Genomic DNA, 20,730 nt, shown 5'->3' on the forward strand with positions numbered 1-20,730 from the left:
AAAAACGAATTTTATGTTATAATATTTCTGAGGTGTTGCTGATGAGTGAGTTATATAAATTAATTATTGTAGATGATGAACATATTATTCGTGATGGCCTAATGTCTTTTAATTGGGAGGATTACGGGTTTTCGGCTGTTTTTGCTGCTGCTAATGCAAAAGAGGCTTTAAATTTTATTAGTCATAATCCGGTAGACTTAATGATTGTAGATATAAAAATGCCAGAAATGTCAGGTTTAGAATTAAGTAAAAAAGTTAAAGAGCTTTATCATAATACAAAAGTCATTATCTTATCAGGCTATAAGGAATTTGAATATGCCAGGAAAGCAATAGAAAATAATGTCTATGAATATCTATTAAAACCTGTAGATTTAGATAAATTAGTGAAGACTTTATTAAAAGCAAAAAAAGATTTAGAAAAAATAAATTTCCCGATTGCTCAACAAAAATTTTTAGATCATTTACTTAATGGAAAAATAAAAAGTATAGATGCAGCTTTAGAAAAAGTTGATTTTTTTGAGATGAGTTTAGATCAAAATTTTTTTATGGTAGGTATTTTAAATTTAGCTAAAGAGAAAAGAAACTTGAAAATTCAAACAGAAATAAATAAACTATTATTAATTAATAATTTAGGCTTAACATACTTAAAAAACAATGAAATTATTTTCATTTTAAATCTTCAAACAAATAATACTAAAGAAAGAAATAAGACATTAAACAAAGTATTAAAAATAGTCAATAGTGTTCTAAAAAATAAAGATTATTTTATATCTTTTGGTAGAATTCACAAAAATATATTATCTATTTCTAATTCCTATTATGAAGCTCGGATTACTATGGAAAATAAATTTTTTAATCAGGAACAAATGATTTTTAAAGCCTGGGAAAATAACTATGAAAAAGATTTTCTTTTTGAATATCCTTTCGAAGAAGAAAATACACTTATTGATTCTATATTAATGGGTAATCTAGAAGATTGTGAAACTAAATTTAATTTATTGTGGGAGTCTATAATAAATAATAAAGAAAAAATTAAAGCATCAATTGTAAAAAATATTGTAATTCAATTTTTAAATGTAGTGGATAGAAATCTTAAGGGTCAAAATTTGGGCTTAGAAAAGGTTTACAATATTAAGGCTCCATTTACAGACTTTGTATTTAATATTAATACACTAAATAATATGAAAAAAGAGTTATATCAATTAACCCAACTTGCAGCCAAAAAAATTAACGAAAGTAATGAAAATACAGTTAATAATACATATCCAATTATTGAAAAATCAAAAGCATTTATTCATGAAAATTATTCGAATAAAATAACTTTAAGCTCTTTGGCTGAACATGTTGCTTTAAATCCAAGCTATTTGTCAGCTCTTTTCAAAAAAGAAACAGGCTGCAACTTTATTGATTATTTAACTGAAATAAGGTTAAAAAATGCAGAAAAGCTTCTTGAAAATCTTGACCTAAAAATTTATCAGGTGGGTAATCAGGTCGGGTATAACAACTCAAAGTATTTTTGTGAGGTTTTCAAAAAAAATTATGGAATAACACCAAATCAATATAGAAAAAAATACTATAGGAAATAATAGAGGAGATAATATGTTCAACCTAAAAAAATTAATTCATAAACTTAATATAAGAAAAAAATTATTTATCTATGCTTTATTAATATCAATAATTGTAGTTCCTTCCCTCTTTTTCTTATCACAGCACATTGTAAAAAGTGTTATAATTGAGGAATACACAAATTATGAAAATCTCTCACTTGATCTTCAGACCGATTATATTAATTCTTATTTTAGTAAAATGGAAGAGAATATTAGACATATCTACAATAATGAAACAATCAAAAATTCTTTGGACAATAATTTTAGCAGGTCAGACTACTACCTGGCAAATATTTATAGTGAATTAATTACTGAGCAATTAGATGAAATTATATTAAATCAGGATCAGCTAGATAATATTATTCTTATTGGAAGTAACAATTTCAGTTACTTTTATAATGAAAACTCACAGGGCCACTACATAGACGAACAGTTCAATTATCAAAACTTTAAAACTGATTTTTTAAATACATTACCTCAAAATGAAATTTTTTATTATAATGACAGTTATTCTGCAGAAATTGATGCTAATTTGCAGAATAATTTTATAAGCGAAGTTTCTAATTTAATGAGGAATAATTTTGTTATTATTAGGGAAATGGCTACTGAAGCAAATAATCAAAATAATATATTGATATTCAGTTTTAAAAATGACTTTTTAAATAATCTTAGAAGCAGTAATTCAAACTCAAATATTTTTTTCTATAATCAAGAAACTATAATTTGGGAAAATAACATTTATGATGTAAATTTAAAAAGAAATAATGAAGTAATAAATTTCTTTGAAGATGAAAATGAAAATTATATGCAGATCACAAAAGAACTACCTCTTCATAATTTTAATCTTTCTACTCAGATAAAAAACAAATATATATTAAATGAATTTAATAAAATAAAAAAATCAGTTTTTCTGTATATGGTATTTTTTATACTTTTTATCTTTTTTATTTCTAACTATTTCTCAAAAATCATCAGCAGTCCAATTCAAAAGCTTTCAGAACATTTTTCAAAAAATAAAACAGCAAATAACACAATTAATTTATCAAAATTTAATAACATTTCATTTAGGAAACTTAAAGTCAAATATAAAATATTTCTTTACTTTACTATTTCAATTATTATACCAATTTTAATATTTAGCACTATACTATTTAACAGCTATTTTGATATTTATAAAAATTTTTTAGAGGAATTTGCGGTTAATAATAGTAATTTAATCACAGATAATCTTGATAGAAATATAAAAGATATTGATGATATGTCAACAAGAGTTTCTTATTCTCAAAGTGTACAGTCATTGTTAAATTCTAACAGTGATCTTGATGACGATTATTTAAATCAAACTTTAGATAAGTTATTTACCTATATTAAATTTGATTATAATAATCTTGCTTCAATGAATATTTATAATAAAAATCAAAAAAGTCTATATTCCAGTAATTATTATGAAAACTACTCAATAGAAAATATATATAATGATTTAAACAATTTATTGGCTGACACTAAAGGAGAACTTAAATTTATAAATATGGATGACTATTCCAACTATCCCTATTTAGTTTTTGCAAGACAAATAAAAAGTATCCAGGCTAAAAATTTTCAAAACATTATTGGTTATAGTTTTTTTTATATTGACTATAATCTTTTTGAAAAAATATACCGTAATACAGCCATAAATACTGATTTTTATTTTATTATTACTGATCAAAACGGAAATATAATCACTCAGAATAAAACTATTGGTAGAGACTTCAATAAAAATTTATTTCTAAATAAAATTGATCAGAGTGAAAATTATTTCACTGTAAACAATAAGGACTTTATACTAATAAAAAACAAAAGTGACTTTCTACCATTGAATATAGCAACTGTAGTTCCTTATGATTATATAACTGATAAACTGGCACCTCTCAGAAAGAGAATTCTGTTATATTTATTAATATTTACTGTTTTTTTGATAATTATTTCTTCACTAATTTCACTGAATATGTCAAAAAGACTTAGAAATTTAAAAGACACTATGAAATCTATAGCTAAAAATAAAGAACTTAACCTGGATGTTTTAATTGAAGATGATCATAATGATGAAATATCGATGCTGGCCAATCAATTTAATCAAATGATAATTCAAATAAATGATTTGATCCAAAAAAATTACAAAGCAAAAATTAAAGAAAAAGAACTTCTTTTTTTAGAAAAAGAAGCAGAATTAAATGCTTTACAGCAGCAGATCAATCCTCATTTTTTATATAACACTCTTGAAAACATAAAGTGGCTTGGCTATAAAAATAATGATATGGAAATCTGCAGCATGATAACAGCTCTATCAGATTTTTTTAGGGAAAACATAAATCATAAAGATAATTTTATCAGCCTAAAAAAAGAATTAAAACATCTGGACAACTACCTTTACATTCAAAACAAAAGATATAAAGATAAGTTCCAAATAGTTAAACAAATAACTTCTGAAGCTAAGGACACAAAAATACCAAAATTAATTTTACAACCTCTTATAGAAAATTCTATTAAACATGGACTAGAACCTTTAGAAGCTGGCGGAAAGATATTTATTAATGCAAAAACTATAAATAACAGGTTAAGACTAATAGTTAAAGATACAGGAAAAGGAATCAAAAAAGAAAAATTAAATAGACTAATTTGCAATATCAAGAGTGAGAAAAGCAATCAGCATTTTGGTTTAAAAAATGTTTATCAGCGAATAAGCCTCTACTACGAGGAATTTAAGTTTGAAATAAAAAGTGAATATAATGAAGGAACACAGGTTTTAATAGAAATTAAATCTTAAATAATTTTTTTTGAAAACATTAAAAAACAAATATTCCTCTGACTGATAGATATATTTTAAGAATCATAATTAACTATCAGAAGAGGAATATTTTTTAACCTGATTACTATTTTTAAATCAATAAATTATTATACTTATATTTTAGTTATATTTATATCTTTTAAATATTCATCTACATTTCTTTTGTCAAGATAACCTGTCTGTTTTTCTACTGCATTGGCAACTCCACAGGCATTTGCAAATTTTAACATCTCTACTGTGTTCATTTTTTCAGCCAGTGCTACTGCCAAACCAGCAGTCAGACTATCTCCTGAACCAGTGACATTTACAGCCTCTATTTCTGGTACCTCAACTTTATATATTTCTTTTTCTGTTATATAATACATACCATTTTTACCCAAACTCAAAGCAGTATTTTCAGCACCAAATGTTCTAAGCTTTTTTGCAGCTCTTAATAAACTTCTTTCTGAGTCAAGATTAAATCCGACTAAAGCTTCTACTTCGCTTTTATTGGGTTTAATAATATCAGGGCCAGCTGCAACCCCCTCCAGCAGTGCTTCTCCACTACTGTCTAATATTACTTTTTTATCATTCTTTTTTGCTATTTTTATTATCTTTTGATAAAAGTCACTACCAAGTCCGGCAGGTAGGCTGCCGGAAATAGCAATTACATCAAAGTTATTAATTTTCTTCTGATAATTACTCAGAAACTCTTCTTTTTCTGCAGCCAAAATTTTTGGACCATTTTCTAAAATTTCTATAGAATTATTATCCTGGTCAATTATATTTAGGCAGCTCCTGGTAGCATTTTTAATTTTAGTAAAATCACTTTCTATGTTTAATTTTTTTAATTCATCAAAAATAAATTCTCCAGGAAAACCTCCAATAAACCCTAAGGCAGTGACTTTTCTATTTAATAAGTTAATCACCCGACTGACATTAATTCCCTTGCCTCCTGCAGTTGCCTGATAATCTCCTGTTCTCTGAACAGTATTTTCTTTAATCTCTTCAATATTATATCTTCTATCAACTGAGGCATTTAAGGTTACTGTAGCAATCATTTTAAAAGACCTTTATTCTCACTGCCGCAGAGTTTGATTTTCTGCTTAACCAGCTTTTTCATGTTTTCTTTACCAGGTTTTAAGTATTTACGAGGATCATTTGCTGCTGGATTTTCCTTAAAATAATCTTTTACAGCACCAGAAAACGCTATTTTTAATTCAGTCGCAATATTTACTTTTGTAATTCCCATTTCTATAGTTTTGATCACATCTTTATCTGGAACTCCAGAAGCACCGTGTAAAACTAATGGAATATCAACATTTTTTCTGATGGCCTCTAACCGCTGGTAATCAATTTTTGGATCTTTTTTATAAAGTCCGTGAGCTGTCCCCACTGCTACAGCAAGAGAATCAATTCCAGTTCTTTTAACAAAATCTGCAGCCAGATTTGGATCTGTTAATTCAGAATCTGCATCACTTACTTTAATATCATCTTCCTGCCCCACTAATTTCCCAAGTTCTGCTTCAACACTTACATCAAATCTTTTGGCAAAATCAACTACTTCTTTTACTTTAGCTATATTATCTTCATAATCTAAGGCTGAAGCATCGATCATTACTGATTTGCAGCCTAATTTTATTGAAGTTTTAATATCCTCTATATTTTCATGATGGTCTAAATGAAAGGCAATTGGAACTGAGGATTCTGCTGCTGCACTTTTCATGATATTGATTAGATATCTAGCTCCTGCAAATCTAATAGTTCCTGGAGTTGCTGCCAAGATAATTGGAGAGTTTAATTCCTCTGCAGCTTCTACTACAACTTTTGTAGTTTCCAGATTATGAATATTGAATGCAGGAACTGCATATCCTCCTTTTTGGGCATCTAATAAAAGATTTCTATTTGAAAGAATAAACATTTCTCAAAACCACTCCCAGTATTTATATTTCTTTTCTAAATTGCTCTAAATTTATTTTTTCGTTATTTAATCTTGAATATTCAGCTGCAAAAGCCATTAAATGACTTTCCACCGAATCAGCCAGTGTGCTTAGACTATTCCCATCACTTTCGCCTTTTAATAATGATATAAAATCTTTCATTATTCCAGCATCTCCTCCACCATGACCTGATGCGTTATTATAAACTTTAATACTTTCTTTTCCCTTGTTAAATTTATAGATATCTATTGTTTGATTCACAAAATCTGCTCTTATCTCTCCGTGACTGCCAAAGATTTTTGTAGTTCTGTTTATTTCTTCAGAAAAAGCAGTCAAAGCAAAATTAACTTCAATATTATCTTCTAAAGTCATCTGTACTGTCTGAGTATCTGCTACATTATTGTCTGATTGATAAACACATCTTCCATAAGGGCCCTCTTTTACTGCCTTATAAACACCTTCTGCAGATAAATCGTCAGTTATTACTGAGACCGGCCATTTTGTTTCTCCAGTTAAATATATTTTTTTAGCCGAATATGGACATTCTGATTCAACTGCACACTCTATACATCTTTTAGCAGAATTTTGAGGAGCATTTTCTTGATTAAAATAAGATAATTTACCTTTTGATGTTAAGTCAACTGCCTTTTTCTCAAATAACCAGTATATTAAATCAAGATCATGACATGTTTTCTGTAAAATGATAGGTGCTGCTTCTTTGGTAGTTCTCCAATTTCCTCTAACAAAACTATGGGCAAAATGATAAAAGCCTATATTTTCAATATGATCGATAAATTGAACTTTTCCAATTACCTGCTGAGCTAACAGCTCTTTTAAATTCTTATAAAAACTTGTATATCTTAAAACATGACAGACAAGTACATCTACATTATATTTTTTGTTATGGTTTAGTATTTCTAAGGTATCTTCTAAATTTGGTGCTATCGGTTTTTCTAATAAAATTTTATATCCTTTTTCCATCGCTTTTTTGGCTGGTTCCAGATGCATTTTATCCATAGTAGAAATTATAATTCCATCAGCCAATTTTTCTTTAGCCAGAAGTTGTTCCCAGCTTTCAAAAAGATTTTCAGTCTTAATACCATGTTCTTTAGCAAAAGAATTTCTTTTATGTGAGTTAGGTTCTGCTGCTGCAACTATTTTTGCTTCCCCTGGGTTGTTTCTAAGATACTCACCATATGTTTCTCTACCTCGACTACCAGCACCTAAAACTGCAATTTTTATTGTCATTATATTTTTCCTCCTTTTATCCTTTGGTTCCTGTGAGAGCAATACCCTCTACAAATTGTTTCTGTAATAAAATGAAAATGATTAACATTGGGAAAATAGCAATTAATGCACCTGCCATTAAAACTGGATAATTTGTTAAATACTGCCCCTGAAGTGATGCAAGCCCAACAGAAAGCGTCATTTTTGCTGTTGACGTATTAACAATTAAAGGCCACATAAAATCATTCCAGGACCATCTAACAACAAATATTGCTAGAGCAATTAAACCCGGTTTTGCAAGTGGTAGCATAATATGCCAGTATATTTGAAAATGATTACAGCCGTCTAATCTTGCTGACTCTTCTAATTCTTTTGGTAACGTCATAAAAAATTGCCGCAATAAAAATGTCCCAAATGCACTAAATAATCCTGGGAATATCAATGCTTTTAAAGAATTTAGCCACCCTAATCTACCCATAATTATATATTGAGGAATATAAAATGATTGAGGCGGAACCATTAATATTGATAAAACCATTAGAAATAATATTTTTCTGCCTGGAAATTCTATTCTCGCAAAGGCATAAGCTGCCATTGAGGAGATAAGCAGCTGACCTGCTGTTCTTCCTAAAGCAGTAATAAAAGTGTTAAAGAAAAATTTAGCAAATGGCAATAATTTTAAAACATCACTATAATTTGACCAGATAATTTCTTTGGGAAAAATAACAGGAGGTACTTGAGTTGTTTCTCCTAAAGTTTTTAGTGATGTTAAAATCATCCAGATAAAAGGTCCTATCATAAATAGAGAACCAATTATTACCACAATATGTATCATAATTTTTTTATACTTATTTTTATTTGAAATTCCTAGCAACTCTCATCCACCTCCTTTTAATTATAATGAACCCATTTATCCTGTAGTTTTGTCTGAAAGATTGTCAAAACAAAAATTATTAAGAATAATATTATCAAAATAGCTGAAGCATAACCTTTTTGATTTAATCTAAAAGCAGTCTTATAGAAAAAATACACAATTGACTGAGTATCTTCAATAATAAAAGAGGTCTCATCAACCATCATAAAAATGAGATCAAACACTTTTAATGAATTTATTATCGATATTATTGAAACAAAAAATATTGTTGGAGTTAGAAGTGGTAGAGTAATTTTAAAAAACTTAGTAAAAGGTCCAGCACCATCTATATCTGCAACTTCATATAAAGATGAAGGGATACCCTGAAGTCCTGAGAGAAAAATGACCATATTATAGCCAATTGTACTCCAAATCCCTACTATTATGACGGAATACAAAACTAAATCAGGACTGGTAATCCATCTTGGTCCCTGAATATTAATTGTGTTCAATAAATAGTTAATCAAACCATAATCAGCATTATACAACCAGCGCCAAATCATCGCAATTGCTGCCGGCATTGTTATGACAGGCAAAAAATAAAGAGTTCTATAAACTACAAGTCCTTTTATTTTTTGATTTAATAAAACTGCTACTATAATACCAATAATTATACTAACAGGTACTGACAATCCAGTATAAATAAATGTATTTTTTAAACTTATATAAAATTCTGGATCTTGAAAAATACTTAAATAATTTTCAAAACCTACTAAAGTTGTGCCGCCAAACGCTCCCCATTCTGTAAAACTAAAATAAAGAGACTGCATTATTGGCCAAATGTAAAATATAATCGCTCCGATAAAATATGGTGAAATCATAAGATAAGCCCAGAAATTATCTGTTTTTTTGCCTGAATTGAAAATATTTTCTTTGATAAAGTTCAAAATTATCACCTCTTTTTATAACGGGGAAGCTTTTATAACTTCCCCGCAGATTTAGTTTTACTATTACTCTTCGCTAAGAATTTCATTCATCTCTTCAGCAACTTTGTTAGCGGCTTCTTCAATACTGATTTCTCCAGACCAGGCTTTATTAAAGTATTCATTTTCTAGTTCATTCCACTTAGCTGTATTTACAGATTGTGGATATGGATATGAGTGAGGAAGCATCTCAATAAAAGCTTCAAGATTCATGTCAGGATTAGAATCCAGCCAGGCCTGCTGTGTATCTTTATAAGCAGGTATAACTGTTCCTGTATTGGCCATTATTTTAGCTGATTCTTTTGAACCCAAATATTCTAAAAACTTCCATGCTGCCTCTGGATTTTCACTTTGACTGCTGATTACATTAGCCAGACCATGGATTACAACTCCTTTTCTGTCTCCTGCAGGTAAAACTGATACCTCTACTTTATCTTTGGTATACTCATTATTAGCAAAAGCAATTTGCTGCCAGGATCCATGATAGAGCATAGCTACTTTACCAGAACTAAATAGATCCAGAGCACTTGTGTCTGTCATCTGAGCCAGGGTTGGTGATACTTTATGTTTATGAATTAAATCCACCCAAAATTTCAACCCTTCTATAGTTTCTTGCTTATCATAACCAGATACTTTTTTACCATCTTTATTTTTTACAACATAACCACCACTCTGGAAAATTGTATTGTAATAGTTTTCCTGACCAGCCTGTGGTGCCGCAATACCCCAAACTCCCTCTGATTGATTAGTTATTTTTTTAGCAGCATTAATCAAGTCATTCCAGTTCCAATCTTTATTAGGGTACTCCACATTATTTTTATCAAAAATTTCTTTATTATAATAAAGTCCAATTGTGTCAAAATCCTTTGGTAAACCATAAAGTTCACCTTCATATGTATATAAATCTACAAGTGATTCTATATATGAAGATTTAGAGATTTTATCACTATTACTTATTTTTTCATCAATCGGCATTATCACTCCATTAGAAGCATATAATGCGAAATTGGGACCATTCAGCCAGAAAACATCTGGTAAAGAACCACCAGTAGCTGAAATCTGGAGCTTTGTCCAGTATTGACTATATGGGGTTATTTCAATTTCAACAGAGATATCTGGATTTTCTGCCTCAAAATTATCAATAATCTTCTGCATTGCAGGAACCTGGTTTTTATCCCATAATCCATATTTTATTACAGTCTCAGCACCAACAATTGAGCTAAATGTAACCATTAAAATAATGAACACTAAGGAAACAACAATTTTTTTATTCACTATAATCCCTCCTATTTTTGATTAATTAATAACTATTAACCTATCCCCCTTTCATCTTCATTATTAAATTAAATCTATCTAATTTAAATTTTAATTCAAATCTTCTAATTTATTTTTATAAACAATTTTACCATCAACTGCTGTCAGATAAATATTCATCTCTGAATCTATTACTGTAATATCTGCTTTCTTAAATTTTTTAATACTTCCCAACTCACTGTCTAAACCTAAAATCTTTGCCGGAACTAGAGAAGCCATCTTAACCGCTTCAAAAAGTTCAATATCTAAAGCTTCTTTAATATTTAACAGTGCATCTTTAATTTTTAAAGTACTACCAGCCAAAGAACCACTTCTAGTTCTTGCAGTCGCATTTTTCACATTAACATCCATCTCACCTAATTTATATTCTCCATCTTCAAGTCCGCCTGCTCTCATACAGTCACTTATTAAAGCAATTTTTTCTAAACCTTTTACTTTATAAAGTATTTTCATTACTGCAGGATGAACATGAATTTTATCTGCAATTAGCTCACTGTAAATTTCATCAAAAATCATAATTCCTCCAAGTGCCCCGGGATTCCGATGATGCATACCTTTCATTCCATTAAAAGTGTGAGTTGCTAAAAAAGCTCCATTTTTTACTGATTCTTCGATTATAGAATAATTTGCATTGGTATGGGCTAATGCTGCTATTATTCCTTTATCACGCAGAAATTTAATAACTTTTTGTGAGTTGTTTTTTTCAGGCGCTAGAGCTAATACTTTAATATTATTACCAGAAATATTTATCAGCTTTTCTATTTCACTTATATCTGGATCTCTTAGGTGCTCTTCTGGATGAGCTCCCTTTTTTTCTTTGCTTAGATAAGGACCTTCCAAATATGATCCAATAATTTCTGCTCCTGCTAAACCTCTTTTTTTAGATTCCTTTATATTTTTTAGAGCATTTTCAATTTTAAATATTGGCGCTGTTAAAGTCGCAGCTAAAAATCTACCAACTCCATTGCTTGCTAAATACTTTGAGATCTCATTTAAAGATTCATAATCTCCATCCATCACATCTTTCCCAACTGCGCCATGAATATGAAGGTCAATTAAGGCTGGAATAATTATTTTATTTTCACAATCTACAACTGTATCTTTTGAACTCAACTCAGAATTTTTAACAAATGCAGTTATTTGATCTCCCTCAATTTTCAAAGCGTGATCCAATATAATTTCATTTTCTTTAAATATTTTTTTACTCTTAATATAATAACTCATTTTCCCCACCTAACTTTAAATTAATTAATATGGATAGATTTTTACCCCTTGAACAACTCTATTAACCTCACCACTTGGGCTTGGGTCATCAGGTGTAATACCACTTTTTAGAGAATTAAGTAGAGCGAGTATTTGAGCAGCAATTATATAGTTTAATGAATTATAAACTTCGTCTATAGTTTCTGTTTTAGCTGCTAATGTTATAAGATTATCAGCTGCTTCATCAATTTTTTGATCATACTCTTCTGCTAAAACTAATGTTTCAAAATCCCCCTTTTGCAGAGCAAGCTCTTTTAAAAGGTCATAATCATATTTCTGGCTGTGTTTATTCCTTGATAAAAATAAGACAACTAAAGTCTGATTATCTATTATAGATTTAGGACCGTGTCTAAATCCAAGAGGAGTGTCATATCTGGTAACGATTTTTCCTGCTGTTAATTCAAGTAATTTCAAAGTAGCTTCTTTTGCAATACCAAAATAACTATAGCTGCCTAAATAGACAATTTTTTTGAAATCTGCCGCTGCTAATTTTTCAACAACCTTGTTATTTTCAAAAAGTGAGCGGGCATTATCAGTGATAAGATCTATATCCTTTTTTATATTATTTAGGCTTTCTATATCAAATATTAATAAAGTAGCCAAAAGCATTGAAGTAAAACTGCTGGTCATTGCAAATCCCTTATCATGGGTCTCATCAGGCAAGAGAATCACCCTAGTTTTTTCTCCACCTGCATTTTTAGCTAAGCTGCCATCTTTATTACAGGTTATTATTATCTGATAGAGATCATCGACAATTTTTTCAGCCAACTCAACTGTTGCTAAACTTTCTGGGCTGTTACCAGACCTGGCATAAGAAAATAACAATGTCGGGACTTTCTCCGCTAAATATATTTCTGGATGACTTACAATCTCAGTAGTGTGTACAGATTCGATATCAGTTTCAGGCATTACTTTTTTTAGATAAGGAACAATTGTATCACCGATATAACCAGATGTTCCGGCACCGGAAAAAATAATGCGCAGTTTTCTCATATCTAAAATATTTTTTAAAAAATTTGCTATTTCTTCTTTCTGTTGATTTATTAAAGCAAAGGTTTTTTCCCAGACTTCAGGTTGTTGAAAGATTTCTTCTGCTGTTATGAGACCCTGCTTATTTTTTAATTCAGTTTTAGTTTTTGAAAACAAGCTCTTCATTTTCTCTGACTCCTCCTAATAACTATTTAATTAAAGATTTATTCTTTTTTCTTCTTTTTTTAAGTTTTCCAAAACTTTTTGGTTAGTATTTTGTAAATTATTTTTTAATATTTTTGCATAAAGTGCAGCTCCAGTAATTGGTTTTAAAATTGGTTCAATAAACTCTATCTTTTCTTCATTTAAATATTCTTTGAGTGGATCTAAAATAAAACTCCCTGCCTTAAAGACCCCTCCTGAATATGATACAGTAATTTTTTTGTTTTCCTTAAAACTAAGTTTCTTGATTAAAGCCTTAATAATTAGGCTGTGTTCATAAGCCGCATTTCTATAAATTAAAACTGCCTGTTTATCACCTGCCAGAGCTGCTTTATATAATAAAATAGCAAGAGATGCTATTTTATCTCTTTTTAGTTCCAAATCATTATATAAAATTTCTATTAGATCAAAGTCTCTTTTTAGACTAAACTTTTCTTTTACAATTTGATAAAGTTCAGTTTTCTCTAGGCGGCCATCTGATTCTTTACTAAATAAAAAAATTAATTCTCTTCCTAACCAGTAAGCTGAACCTTCATCCCCACAAAAGGGACCCCATCCTCCTGCTCTAGCAGTATTAAATTTTTGGTCTTTTGCAAATCCTATAGTCCCTGTTCCAGCAACAATATTTATGCCTGTTCTGCAGGCTAAAGAACCAGCCCAGGCAGCTTCTACATCATTGCCAGATTCAAATTTAGTCTCTGGTATTATTTCGCTAATTCTCTTTCTGATAATAACTGTATCTTTTTCATTTTCACCATAACCTGGAATACCAAAAAAAGCATATTCTATATCAGAAATATCTATTCCAGCCTTTCTACAGCAGTCTTTAATACCTTTTTTTAAAACCTGTTGAAAAGCATCAATACCTATCTGAATGTAATGACAGGTTTCTGTAGTTAAATAAGCTAAAATTTTGCCTTTTTTATTAATTAATAAAAAGGCAGTTTTAGTTCCACCTCCATCAACCCCTAAATAGTACATCTTCATCCCTCCTTAAATATAAAGTTTAATTATAATGTTGTCCGTACCAGTTGAACTAAAATTTTTACTCTAAACTTACATGGAATTTAAATTTATCCCCTCTTGTAACACTGGCTGTATACTCAATTATTTTATCAGCTTCATAGGTGAATCTTTCCAAAAGAATTGAGGGGGATCCTTCTTCTGTATTTAAATAAGTTGCATCTTTTTTACTAATACTTATCGCCTGAAAAACCTCATCAGCTTTTGAAAATTCAACATCATAATCTTCTCTAAAAATATTATACATTGATCTATTATCAAGTTTTTTTCTGTTTAAACTTGGAAATCTATCAGCAGGAAGATAAGTAGTTTCAAGCATCATTGCCTCTCCATCCGCCAATCTTAACCTTCTGAATTTATAAATTTCTTTATTATCTTCTATTCCTAGCTTTTTAGCAATTTTAGTGCTAGCAGCAATTTTTCTAAAATCAATAACTTCTGAGCTGGGAACCTTATTAATTTTCTTCATCTCTTCACTAAAACTATAGAAGCTTAAAAGTTCTTGTTTAAAAGCCTTCGAGGAAACAAAAACACCTTTCCCCTGTTTTTTATAGATATAATCATTTTTTTCTAATTCAACCATTGCTCTTCTAACAGTCGCTCTACTTATATCGTATTTATCACAAAACTCTCTTTCGGAAGGAAGTTTATCATTTTCGGCATATATCTCATCTTCAATTTTTTCGACAATTATATCATAAAGCTGATGATATAACGGTAATCTATTATCAGAATTTAATTTATGCAATTATCTTCACCTCTTATAATGTTATCATTACAAGTTGATTATATATTCAAACATTTAAATTGTCAAGCAATTAAAAATAATTTAATAAAATTAATTAATTCACATAAACCCTGAAAAATAAAAAATTAAAAAAATTCTAAAATCATGCAGGAATTTTTGCAGAAGCAGAGAATAGTATTTATAGACAGTATACGTTTACTGTCAAACGTTAAACTAAAAAGTAGGTGATTATTATTGCTAGAATTAGATTAAAAGATATTGCTGAGAAAGCCGGCGTATCAACAACTACAGTGTCTAGAGTTTTAAATAATAAGCGGTCTAACATTCCAGTTAGCCAAACTACTAAAGAAAAGGTTAAAAAAATTGCCAGAGAGCTAAATTATCAGCCGAATGCAAATGCTCGTGCTTTAGTTTCTAAAAAAACAAAGATAATTGCTCTGGTCTTACCCGAAGATATTGGCGCCTTTTTTAATAAGGTAATTGAGGGTATTGAAGAATATTTGAAAGAAAATGATTACCGCTTAATTTTATGCACAACGGGTTATGAACCACCTGAAAAGGTAATTGAAGAACTCCTGCGCCAAAATATTGTTGATGGAGTTTTAATTGGTTCCAGTACTCGAATTACAAATAAAGACCATTTTATAAATATAGTTAAGGATAACAGTTTTCCCACTGTATTTATAACAAATTCCTGGTATGACTTCCCTTCTGTTAGAGTTGACAGCTATCGTGGAGCTTATCAGGCGACAGAACACATGATTAGCAAAGGGAGGAAGAAATTAGCGATCATCACTGGTCCAAATTTAGATGAAATAGTTGATTCTCAGGAAAGATTTAAAGGTTTTAAAGACTGTCTCCAGGATAATAAGCTGGAACTTAAAGAAGATTATATTGTTTATGGTAAGTATAATTATAAAAAGGGTTATGATTCTGCCAAAAAACTTTTGAGTTTAGATAACCCACCTGATGGAATCTTTATTTCTGAAGATCAAATGGCAATGGGAGCAATGAGGGCTGCTGTTGAGCTGGGTGTAAAAATACCAGAAGAACTTTCTATTATTGGTTTTGATAATATTGATCAGGCCAAGTATTTAAACCCAAGTTTAACAACTGTCTCCCAACCTCGGATAAAAATGGGTAAAAAAGCTGCTGAAATGCTGATTAAATTAATAGAAAATAAAAAATTAGCAGAAAAAGAAGTTATTTTTGAGGCAGATTTAGTAATTCGCGAAAGTAGTTAATGATTAAAAGTAGTTTTTATACTACTATTAATAAAATGGCTCCCTCAATTACGAGGAAGCCTTTGTAAAACAACCAATATCATTATATCAAAGCTAATATGCTTTGACAAAGAAAGGAGGATAGTTTAACAATTAAAAACATTTACAAAAATTAAAATTATCCAAGGAGGATTTATTAAATGAAAAAAAGATATCTATTTACATTGGTTTTAATTTTTCTTTTAACTTTTAATGCAATGGCTGGCGCTGTAACTCTTAACTTTCTGGAGGTTATGACAAGTCCCGAAAGAACTAAACTTCTAAAGGAAATGATTGCAGAATTTGAAGAAGCAAATCCTAATATTGAAGTTAACTTAATTTCTCCCCCTTACGAGCAGGCTGATCAAAAAGCAACTATGATGCTCAACACTAACCAGAAGTTAGATGTTGTTGAGGTAAGAGATTATACTTTAAAGCAGTTTGTTAATAATGGTAAGCTTTTAGATTTAACTGATTACTATGCTAACTGGGAAGGAGATTCAACTTTAAGTGAGGTAGCTGTAACTGCTTCCCGTTTTGTTGAAGATACTCCTTATATTGTACCTCAGAGTATTTTTATTAAGGCTTTATTTGTCAGAGATGATATTTTAGCAGAACATGGTATTAATTATGCTCCTAAAACATTTTCAGAGCTAATTGAAATTTCAAGACAGATAACTGATCCTAAAAATAACCAGTATGCTTTTGCCTGGAGAGGTAAAGGGTCAGAACATAAATTCTCTGATTTATTTGCTTCAGCATATGTCAAAGAAATTAAAGACAGCAGCTTTATCTATTCAGAAGATAAAACCTTCTTTACAGACGAAAATTATAAACTAGGTATGGAAGCATATATCGACTTATTCAAAAAAGGTGTTCCTAATGATGGTATTAACTGGGGCTTTAATGAGCAAATCAATGGTTTTGTATCCGGTGTTACTCCTTTCTTAATCCAGGATCCTGATGCAGTTCCTTTAATTAACAAAATGTTAGGTCCTGACAAGTATAGTGTTGTACCTGTACCAGTTGGACCACATGGTTATTCATATTTAGACTTTGGTTTTATTGGACTTGGAATCCCAAGCTATTCAGAAAATAAGGATGAAGCATGGAAATTTATGAGCTGGATGCTTTCTGCAGAGAAGAATGGTTACTTTAATGAAAATTATGGTGCCCTTCCAGTGCATACAACTACTTTTGAAGAAAATGAATATTTCCAGGGTGCTCATTATCAGGCTTATAACTATGAAATGAATAATACTGATAAATTCATTTTCAAAGAATATCCACTGGCATCAGAAAAATGGCCTGGCTGGAGTCAGATTCACGAAGTAGATATGCAGAGTGTACTTTTAGAAGACAAGAATCTTGAAGATGTTTTAGAAGACTGGGATGATTACTGGACAGAATAAGAAATCAAAAAGGCACGTATGAATTCTCATACGTGCCTATTTATAAGCAAGCTAAACTCAAATTGAAGCTTCTGCACAAATATCAGCTGCTGAATTTGGTTAATGGGGACAGCAGTTATCTTATAAATTCAAAATTTAAGAAAGGATCGTATAATGTTCTTCCCTATGTTCATTATACATGGTAAGTGGATGCAAAAAAACAATCACAAATATCTATATCTAATTTTGATACCAGCCTTTATCTTTTTAGGTCTATTCATTTATTTCCCTATCGTTAAAGGTATAATAATCGCTTTTCAAGAATACAGCTTTTATAACTTATCAAATATTCATTTTAACGGCTTTGAAAATTTTAAAGCTGTTTTTACAGACAGCAATTTTAGCTTTCTGCAGATTATTTTTAATACAATAGTCTGGGTTTTCGTATCATTATTTTTTCAATTTATTCTCGGGTTTATACTGGCTCTTTTAATGCGTAAACCTTTTAAAGGAAGAGGGCTTTACTCAGGACTAGTTTTTTATCCCTGGGCTCTTTCAGGATTTGCTATCGGTTTAATCTGGGCCTGGATGTTTAATGGACAATTTGGAGTAATTAATGATATTTTACTGAAACTAAATTTAATTGAATCAAGTATCGGCTTTTTGTCTAATCCAAAATTTGCGATGGCTTCTGTGATAGTGGTTAATATCTGGTACGGTGTTCCCTTCTTTGCGATTATGCTTTTAGCAGCACTGCAGTCTGTACCGGAAGAATTAATGGAAGCTGCTAAAATTGATGGCGCAGGTCCAATTAAGAGATTGTTTAGTATTACAATTCCTTATATTAAGTCTACAATTATTAGTACAACTCTATTAAGAACAATGTGGATTATGAATTTCCCTGATATCATCTATGCTATGACAAATGGAGGACCAAATAACTCTACAAATATCCTGGCTACCCAGATGATTAATAAAATCCTGAAGTTTTATGATTATGGACAGGGTTCAGCAATTGGGGTAATTATTATGTTTATTCTGTTTACTTACGCAATCGGCTACCTTAAATTTACATCAGGGAAGGAGGACTTTATGTTATGAAAACCATGCTTAAGATTGGCAAATTTATCTTACTAGCGATTTTTCTTTTAATGGCAATTGCTCCTCTTTACTGGGTAATTGTCACATCATTAAAAGCAGATAGTGAAATTTATTCTTATCCAATTAAATACTGGCCGGAGAGTTTTAACCTTGAAAATTACAAATATCTCTTCCAGATTAGTAATTTTGGCATCTATTTCAGAAATAGTATAGGAGTATCATTAATTGCTGCTTTTGGAGCCCTCTTAACCTCTACTTTTAGTGGTTATGCTTTATCTCGCTTTAAAAAGAAAAGAACTAAAGTCCTATTCCTACTGGCAATGTACTTTACCCAGATCATACCTACATATATGATTATGGCTCCTCTCTTTACTATTTTTGCAGGAGTTCAGCAGACAGATAGTCTATTTGCCTTAACTTTAGTTTACATTAGTATTATGATCGCTTTTTCTACAATTATGGGAAAAAGTTTCTTTGATAGAATACCGGTTTCACTAGAAGAAGCAGCAATGATCGACGGCTGTACTAAAACTCAAACCTTATTTAAGGTAGTAATACCTCTTACCTTACCTGGTTTAGCTGCTATATTTAGTTTCGCCTTTGTCAACATTTGGAATGAACTTTTCTTAGCAGTTATGCTTCTAAACTCTGACAGCAAGATGACAATTCCGGTTGCCCTTAACTCTTTTATTTCTAAAGCAGGGGTCAGCTGGGGAGTTTTAAGTGCAGGTATAGTTGTCGCATTATTACCAACAATGGTTGTTTTTGCCTTTGCCCAAAAATATATAATTCTTGGTTTAACCGAAGGGGCAGTAAAAGGTTAACTATTAGCTAAAGGAGAATTTAAAGTGGAAAATAAAAAATATAGAACAGAAATATTGCATCACCTAGGAGAAGAAGATCTGCCTTATGGAGCAGTAAACCCTCCCATATTCCAGACTTCAATATTTTCCTTTAAAACATTTGCTGATTTTAAAGATGCCTTAAATGATGAAGTCAATAATTATCTTTACACCCGGGGCAATAACCCGACTGTAAATTTAGTGGAAAAAAAATTAGCGGAGTTAGAACACGGAGAAAAAGCTAAACTTGTTAGCTCAGGTGTAGCAGCAATCTCAGGCAGCATTTTAGCCTTCTTAGAAGCAGGTGACCATGTTTTGTCTGTAAAAGATACCTACAGCTGGACCAAAACTCTGCTGGAGAGATATCTAAAAAGATTTAAAGTAAGCCACAGTTATGTAGAAGGAATCGATCCTGAAAATGTAGAAGCAAATATAAGAGAAAATACTAAAATAATATATCTAGAAAGTCCAACAACCTTTTCTTTTAAAATTCAGGATCTTAAAAAGATAGCTGCCATAGCAAAAAAACATAATATCAAAACAATAATCGATAATACCTGGGCCACCCCGATCTTCCAAAATCCTATTGACTGCGGCATAGATATTGTCGTTCACTCAGTCTCTAAATACCTTGGTGGTAACAGTGATCTGGTGGCAGGAGCTATTATCGGCAGCAAAGAAGATATCGACCATATCTTTGAAATGGAATTTTTAAATATCGGTACAGTTCCAGATCCATTTATGGCCTGGCTCGTACTAAGAGGGATTAGAACTCTCCATATCAGGATGCCAGTTCACTATGAAAACACAATGAAGGTAATCGAGTTCTTAAATGAACATCCTAAAATCACAAAAATCAACTACCCACTTTTTGAGGGAAATGAACAGTATCAACTTGCAAAAAGCCAGATGAAAGGCGGCTCCGGCCTCTTCTCATTTAAAATTGATACCACCTCAGAAAGTGATATCGAAACTTTTACAAACAGCCTTAATTACTTTAAGAGAGCTGTTAGCTGGGGTGGTTATGAAAGTCTTGTAATGCCTTATGCAGTAACGGGCAACAATCTTGATCAGGATAAGTTACCACTAGTCAGAGTTCATATCGGCTTGGAAGAAACAGAACTCTTGATTTCTGATCTTGAACAGGCTCTGGCAAAAATATAATCTAACAATTTAAAA

Annotated in this window: 17 protein-coding genes; 7 read left to right on the forward strand and 10 right to left on the reverse strand. The window is 30.6% G+C overall.

What is annotated here, in order from left to right:
• Positions 1–41: 41 nt before the first annotated feature.
• Both ACZ446_RS12165 and ACZ446_RS12170 read left to right on the forward strand, forming a co-directional pair.
• Positions 42–1,586: a response regulator transcription factor gene (locus ACZ446_RS12165; protein WP_464392821.1), complete on the forward strand. Its 1,545-nt coding sequence runs from the start codon at positions 42–44 to the stop codon at positions 1,584–1,586.
• Between the two features lie 13 nt (positions 1,587–1,599).
• Entirely contained in the window at positions 1,600–4,413 is a 2,814-nt protein-coding gene (locus tag ACZ446_RS12170) for a sensor histidine kinase (RefSeq protein ID WP_464392822.1), read from the forward strand.
• 134 nt (positions 4,414–4,547) lie between these two features.
• Here the strand turns inward: ACZ446_RS12170 and pfkB are convergent, their stop codons facing one another.
• The 10 genes from pfkB to ACZ446_RS12220 form a co-directional block, all read right to left on the reverse strand.
• A complete protein-coding gene (gene pfkB / locus ACZ446_RS12175) occupies positions 4,548–5,474 on the reverse strand; it encodes a 1-phosphofructokinase (protein ID WP_464392823.1) in 927 nt (308 codons plus the stop codon).
• Entirely contained in the window at positions 5,471–6,334 is an 864-nt protein-coding gene (locus ACZ446_RS12180; RefSeq protein ID WP_464392824.1) for a tagatose bisphosphate family class II aldolase, read from the reverse strand. Before ACZ446_RS12180 ends, pfkB begins: the two co-directional genes overlap by 4 nt.
• A 22-nt stretch (positions 6,335–6,356) precedes the next feature.
• Positions 6,357–7,601: a Gfo/Idh/MocA family protein gene (locus ACZ446_RS12185; RefSeq protein WP_464392825.1), complete on the reverse strand. Its 1,245-nt coding sequence runs from the start codon at positions 7,599–7,601 to the stop codon at positions 6,357–6,359.
• 16 nt (positions 7,602–7,617) lie between these two features.
• On the reverse strand, positions 7,618–8,415 hold the full coding sequence (locus tag ACZ446_RS12190; protein WP_464394405.1) for a carbohydrate ABC transporter permease: 798 nt from the start codon (positions 8,413–8,415) through the stop codon (positions 7,618–7,620).
• A 56-nt stretch (positions 8,416–8,471) separates the two neighbouring features.
• Positions 8,472–9,380, reverse strand: coding sequence for a carbohydrate ABC transporter permease (locus ACZ446_RS12195; protein ID WP_464394406.1), 909 nt, complete (start codon positions 9,378–9,380; stop codon positions 8,472–8,474).
• 63 nt (positions 9,381–9,443) lie between these two features.
• Positions 9,444–10,691 carry an ABC transporter substrate-binding protein gene (locus tag ACZ446_RS12200; protein ID WP_464392826.1) on the reverse strand — a complete coding sequence of 416 codons (1,248 nt, stop codon included), beginning with the start codon at positions 10,689–10,691 and terminating at the stop codon, positions 9,444–9,446.
• A 90-nt stretch (positions 10,692–10,781) separates the two neighbouring features.
• Positions 10,782–11,954 carry an N-acetylglucosamine-6-phosphate deacetylase gene (gene nagA / locus ACZ446_RS12205; protein ID WP_464392827.1) on the reverse strand — a complete coding sequence of 391 codons (1,173 nt, stop codon included), beginning with the start codon at positions 11,952–11,954 and terminating at the stop codon, positions 10,782–10,784.
• A gap of 24 nt (positions 11,955–11,978) precedes the next feature.
• The gene (locus ACZ446_RS12210) at positions 11,979–13,148 is read right to left on the reverse strand and encodes an SIS domain-containing protein (RefSeq protein ID WP_464392828.1); all 1,170 of its coding nucleotides are present in this window, start codon (positions 13,146–13,148) and stop codon (positions 11,979–11,981) included.
• A 30-nt stretch (positions 13,149–13,178) separates the two neighbouring features.
• Complete coding sequence (locus ACZ446_RS12215; RefSeq protein WP_464392829.1) at positions 13,179–14,165, reverse strand: N-acetylglucosamine kinase; 987 nt, start codon at positions 14,163–14,165, stop codon at positions 13,179–13,181.
• A gap of 64 nt (positions 14,166–14,229) precedes the next feature.
• Positions 14,230–14,955 carry a GntR family transcriptional regulator gene (locus ACZ446_RS12220; RefSeq protein WP_464392830.1) on the reverse strand — a complete coding sequence of 242 codons (726 nt, stop codon included), beginning with the start codon at positions 14,953–14,955 and terminating at the stop codon, positions 14,230–14,232.
• A gap of 224 nt (positions 14,956–15,179) precedes the next feature.
• Between ACZ446_RS12220 and ACZ446_RS12225 the strand changes: the two genes are divergently transcribed.
• The 5 genes from ACZ446_RS12225 (at position 15,180) to aar (ending at position 20,715) form a co-directional block, all read left to right on the forward strand.
• Positions 15,180–16,199, forward strand: coding sequence for a LacI family DNA-binding transcriptional regulator (locus ACZ446_RS12225; protein WP_464392831.1), 1,020 nt, complete (start codon positions 15,180–15,182; stop codon positions 16,197–16,199).
• 179 nt (positions 16,200–16,378) lie between these two features.
• Complete coding sequence (locus tag ACZ446_RS12230; RefSeq protein WP_464392832.1) at positions 16,379–17,629, forward strand: ABC transporter substrate-binding protein; 1,251 nt, start codon at positions 16,379–16,381, stop codon at positions 17,627–17,629.
• Positions 17,630–17,794: 165 nt separating this feature from the next.
• Positions 17,795–18,709, forward strand: a complete 915-nt coding sequence (locus ACZ446_RS12235; RefSeq protein ID WP_464392833.1) for a carbohydrate ABC transporter permease — start codon at positions 17,795–17,797, stop codon at positions 18,707–18,709.
• Entirely contained in the window at positions 18,706–19,533 is an 828-nt protein-coding gene (locus ACZ446_RS12240) for a carbohydrate ABC transporter permease (protein WP_464392834.1), read from the forward strand. The genes ACZ446_RS12235 and ACZ446_RS12240 overlap by 4 nt, the downstream gene beginning before the upstream one ends.
• A 24-nt stretch (positions 19,534–19,557) precedes the next feature.
• Entirely contained in the window at positions 19,558–20,715 is a 1,158-nt protein-coding gene (aar, locus tag ACZ446_RS12245) for a bifunctional L-alanine/L-glutamate racemase (protein ID WP_464392835.1), read from the forward strand.
• Positions 20,716–20,730: the final 15 nt, after the last annotated feature.

Source organism: Halanaerobium sehlinense (assembly GCF_055379485.1).

Excerpts from the sequence above, each read along its gene's own strand:
- ACZ446_RS12170 (WP_464392822.1), top strand. The coding sequence starts at position 1,600 with ATGTTCAACCTAAAAAAATTAATTCATAAACTTAATATAAGAAAAAAA.
- ACZ446_RS12210 (WP_464392828.1), bottom strand. The coding sequence starts at position 13,148 with ATGAAGAGCTTGTTTTCAAAAACTAAAACTGAATTAAAAAATAAGCAG.
- ACZ446_RS12165 (WP_464392821.1), top strand. The coding sequence starts at position 42 with ATGAGTGAGTTATATAAATTAATTATTGTAGATGATGAACATATTATT.
- ACZ446_RS12185 (WP_464392825.1), bottom strand. The coding sequence starts at position 7,601 with ATGACAATAAAAATTGCAGTTTTAGGTGCTGGTAGTCGAGGTAGAGAA.
- ACZ446_RS12180 (WP_464392824.1), bottom strand. The coding sequence starts at position 6,334 with ATGTTTATTCTTTCAAATAGAAATCTTTTATTAGATGCCCAAAAAGGA.
- ACZ446_RS12230 (WP_464392832.1), top strand. The coding sequence starts at position 16,379 with ATGAAAAAAAGATATCTATTTACATTGGTTTTAATTTTTCTTTTAACT.
- ACZ446_RS12235 (WP_464392833.1), top strand. The coding sequence starts at position 17,795 with ATGTTCATTATACATGGTAAGTGGATGCAAAAAAACAATCACAAATAT.
- nagA (WP_464392827.1), bottom strand. The coding sequence starts at position 11,954 with ATGAGTTATTATATTAAGAGTAAAAAAATATTTAAAGAAAATGAAATT.
- ACZ446_RS12215 (WP_464392829.1), bottom strand. The coding sequence starts at position 14,165 with ATGTACTATTTAGGGGTTGATGGAGGTGGAACTAAAACTGCCTTTTTA.
- ACZ446_RS12190 (WP_464394405.1), bottom strand. The coding sequence starts at position 8,415 with ATGATACATATTGTGGTAATAATTGGTTCTCTATTTATGATAGGACCT.
- pfkB (WP_464392823.1), bottom strand. The coding sequence starts at position 5,474 with ATGATTGCTACAGTAACCTTAAATGCCTCAGTTGATAGAAGATATAAT.
- ACZ446_RS12240 (WP_464392834.1), top strand. The coding sequence starts at position 18,706 with ATGAAAACCATGCTTAAGATTGGCAAATTTATCTTACTAGCGATTTTT.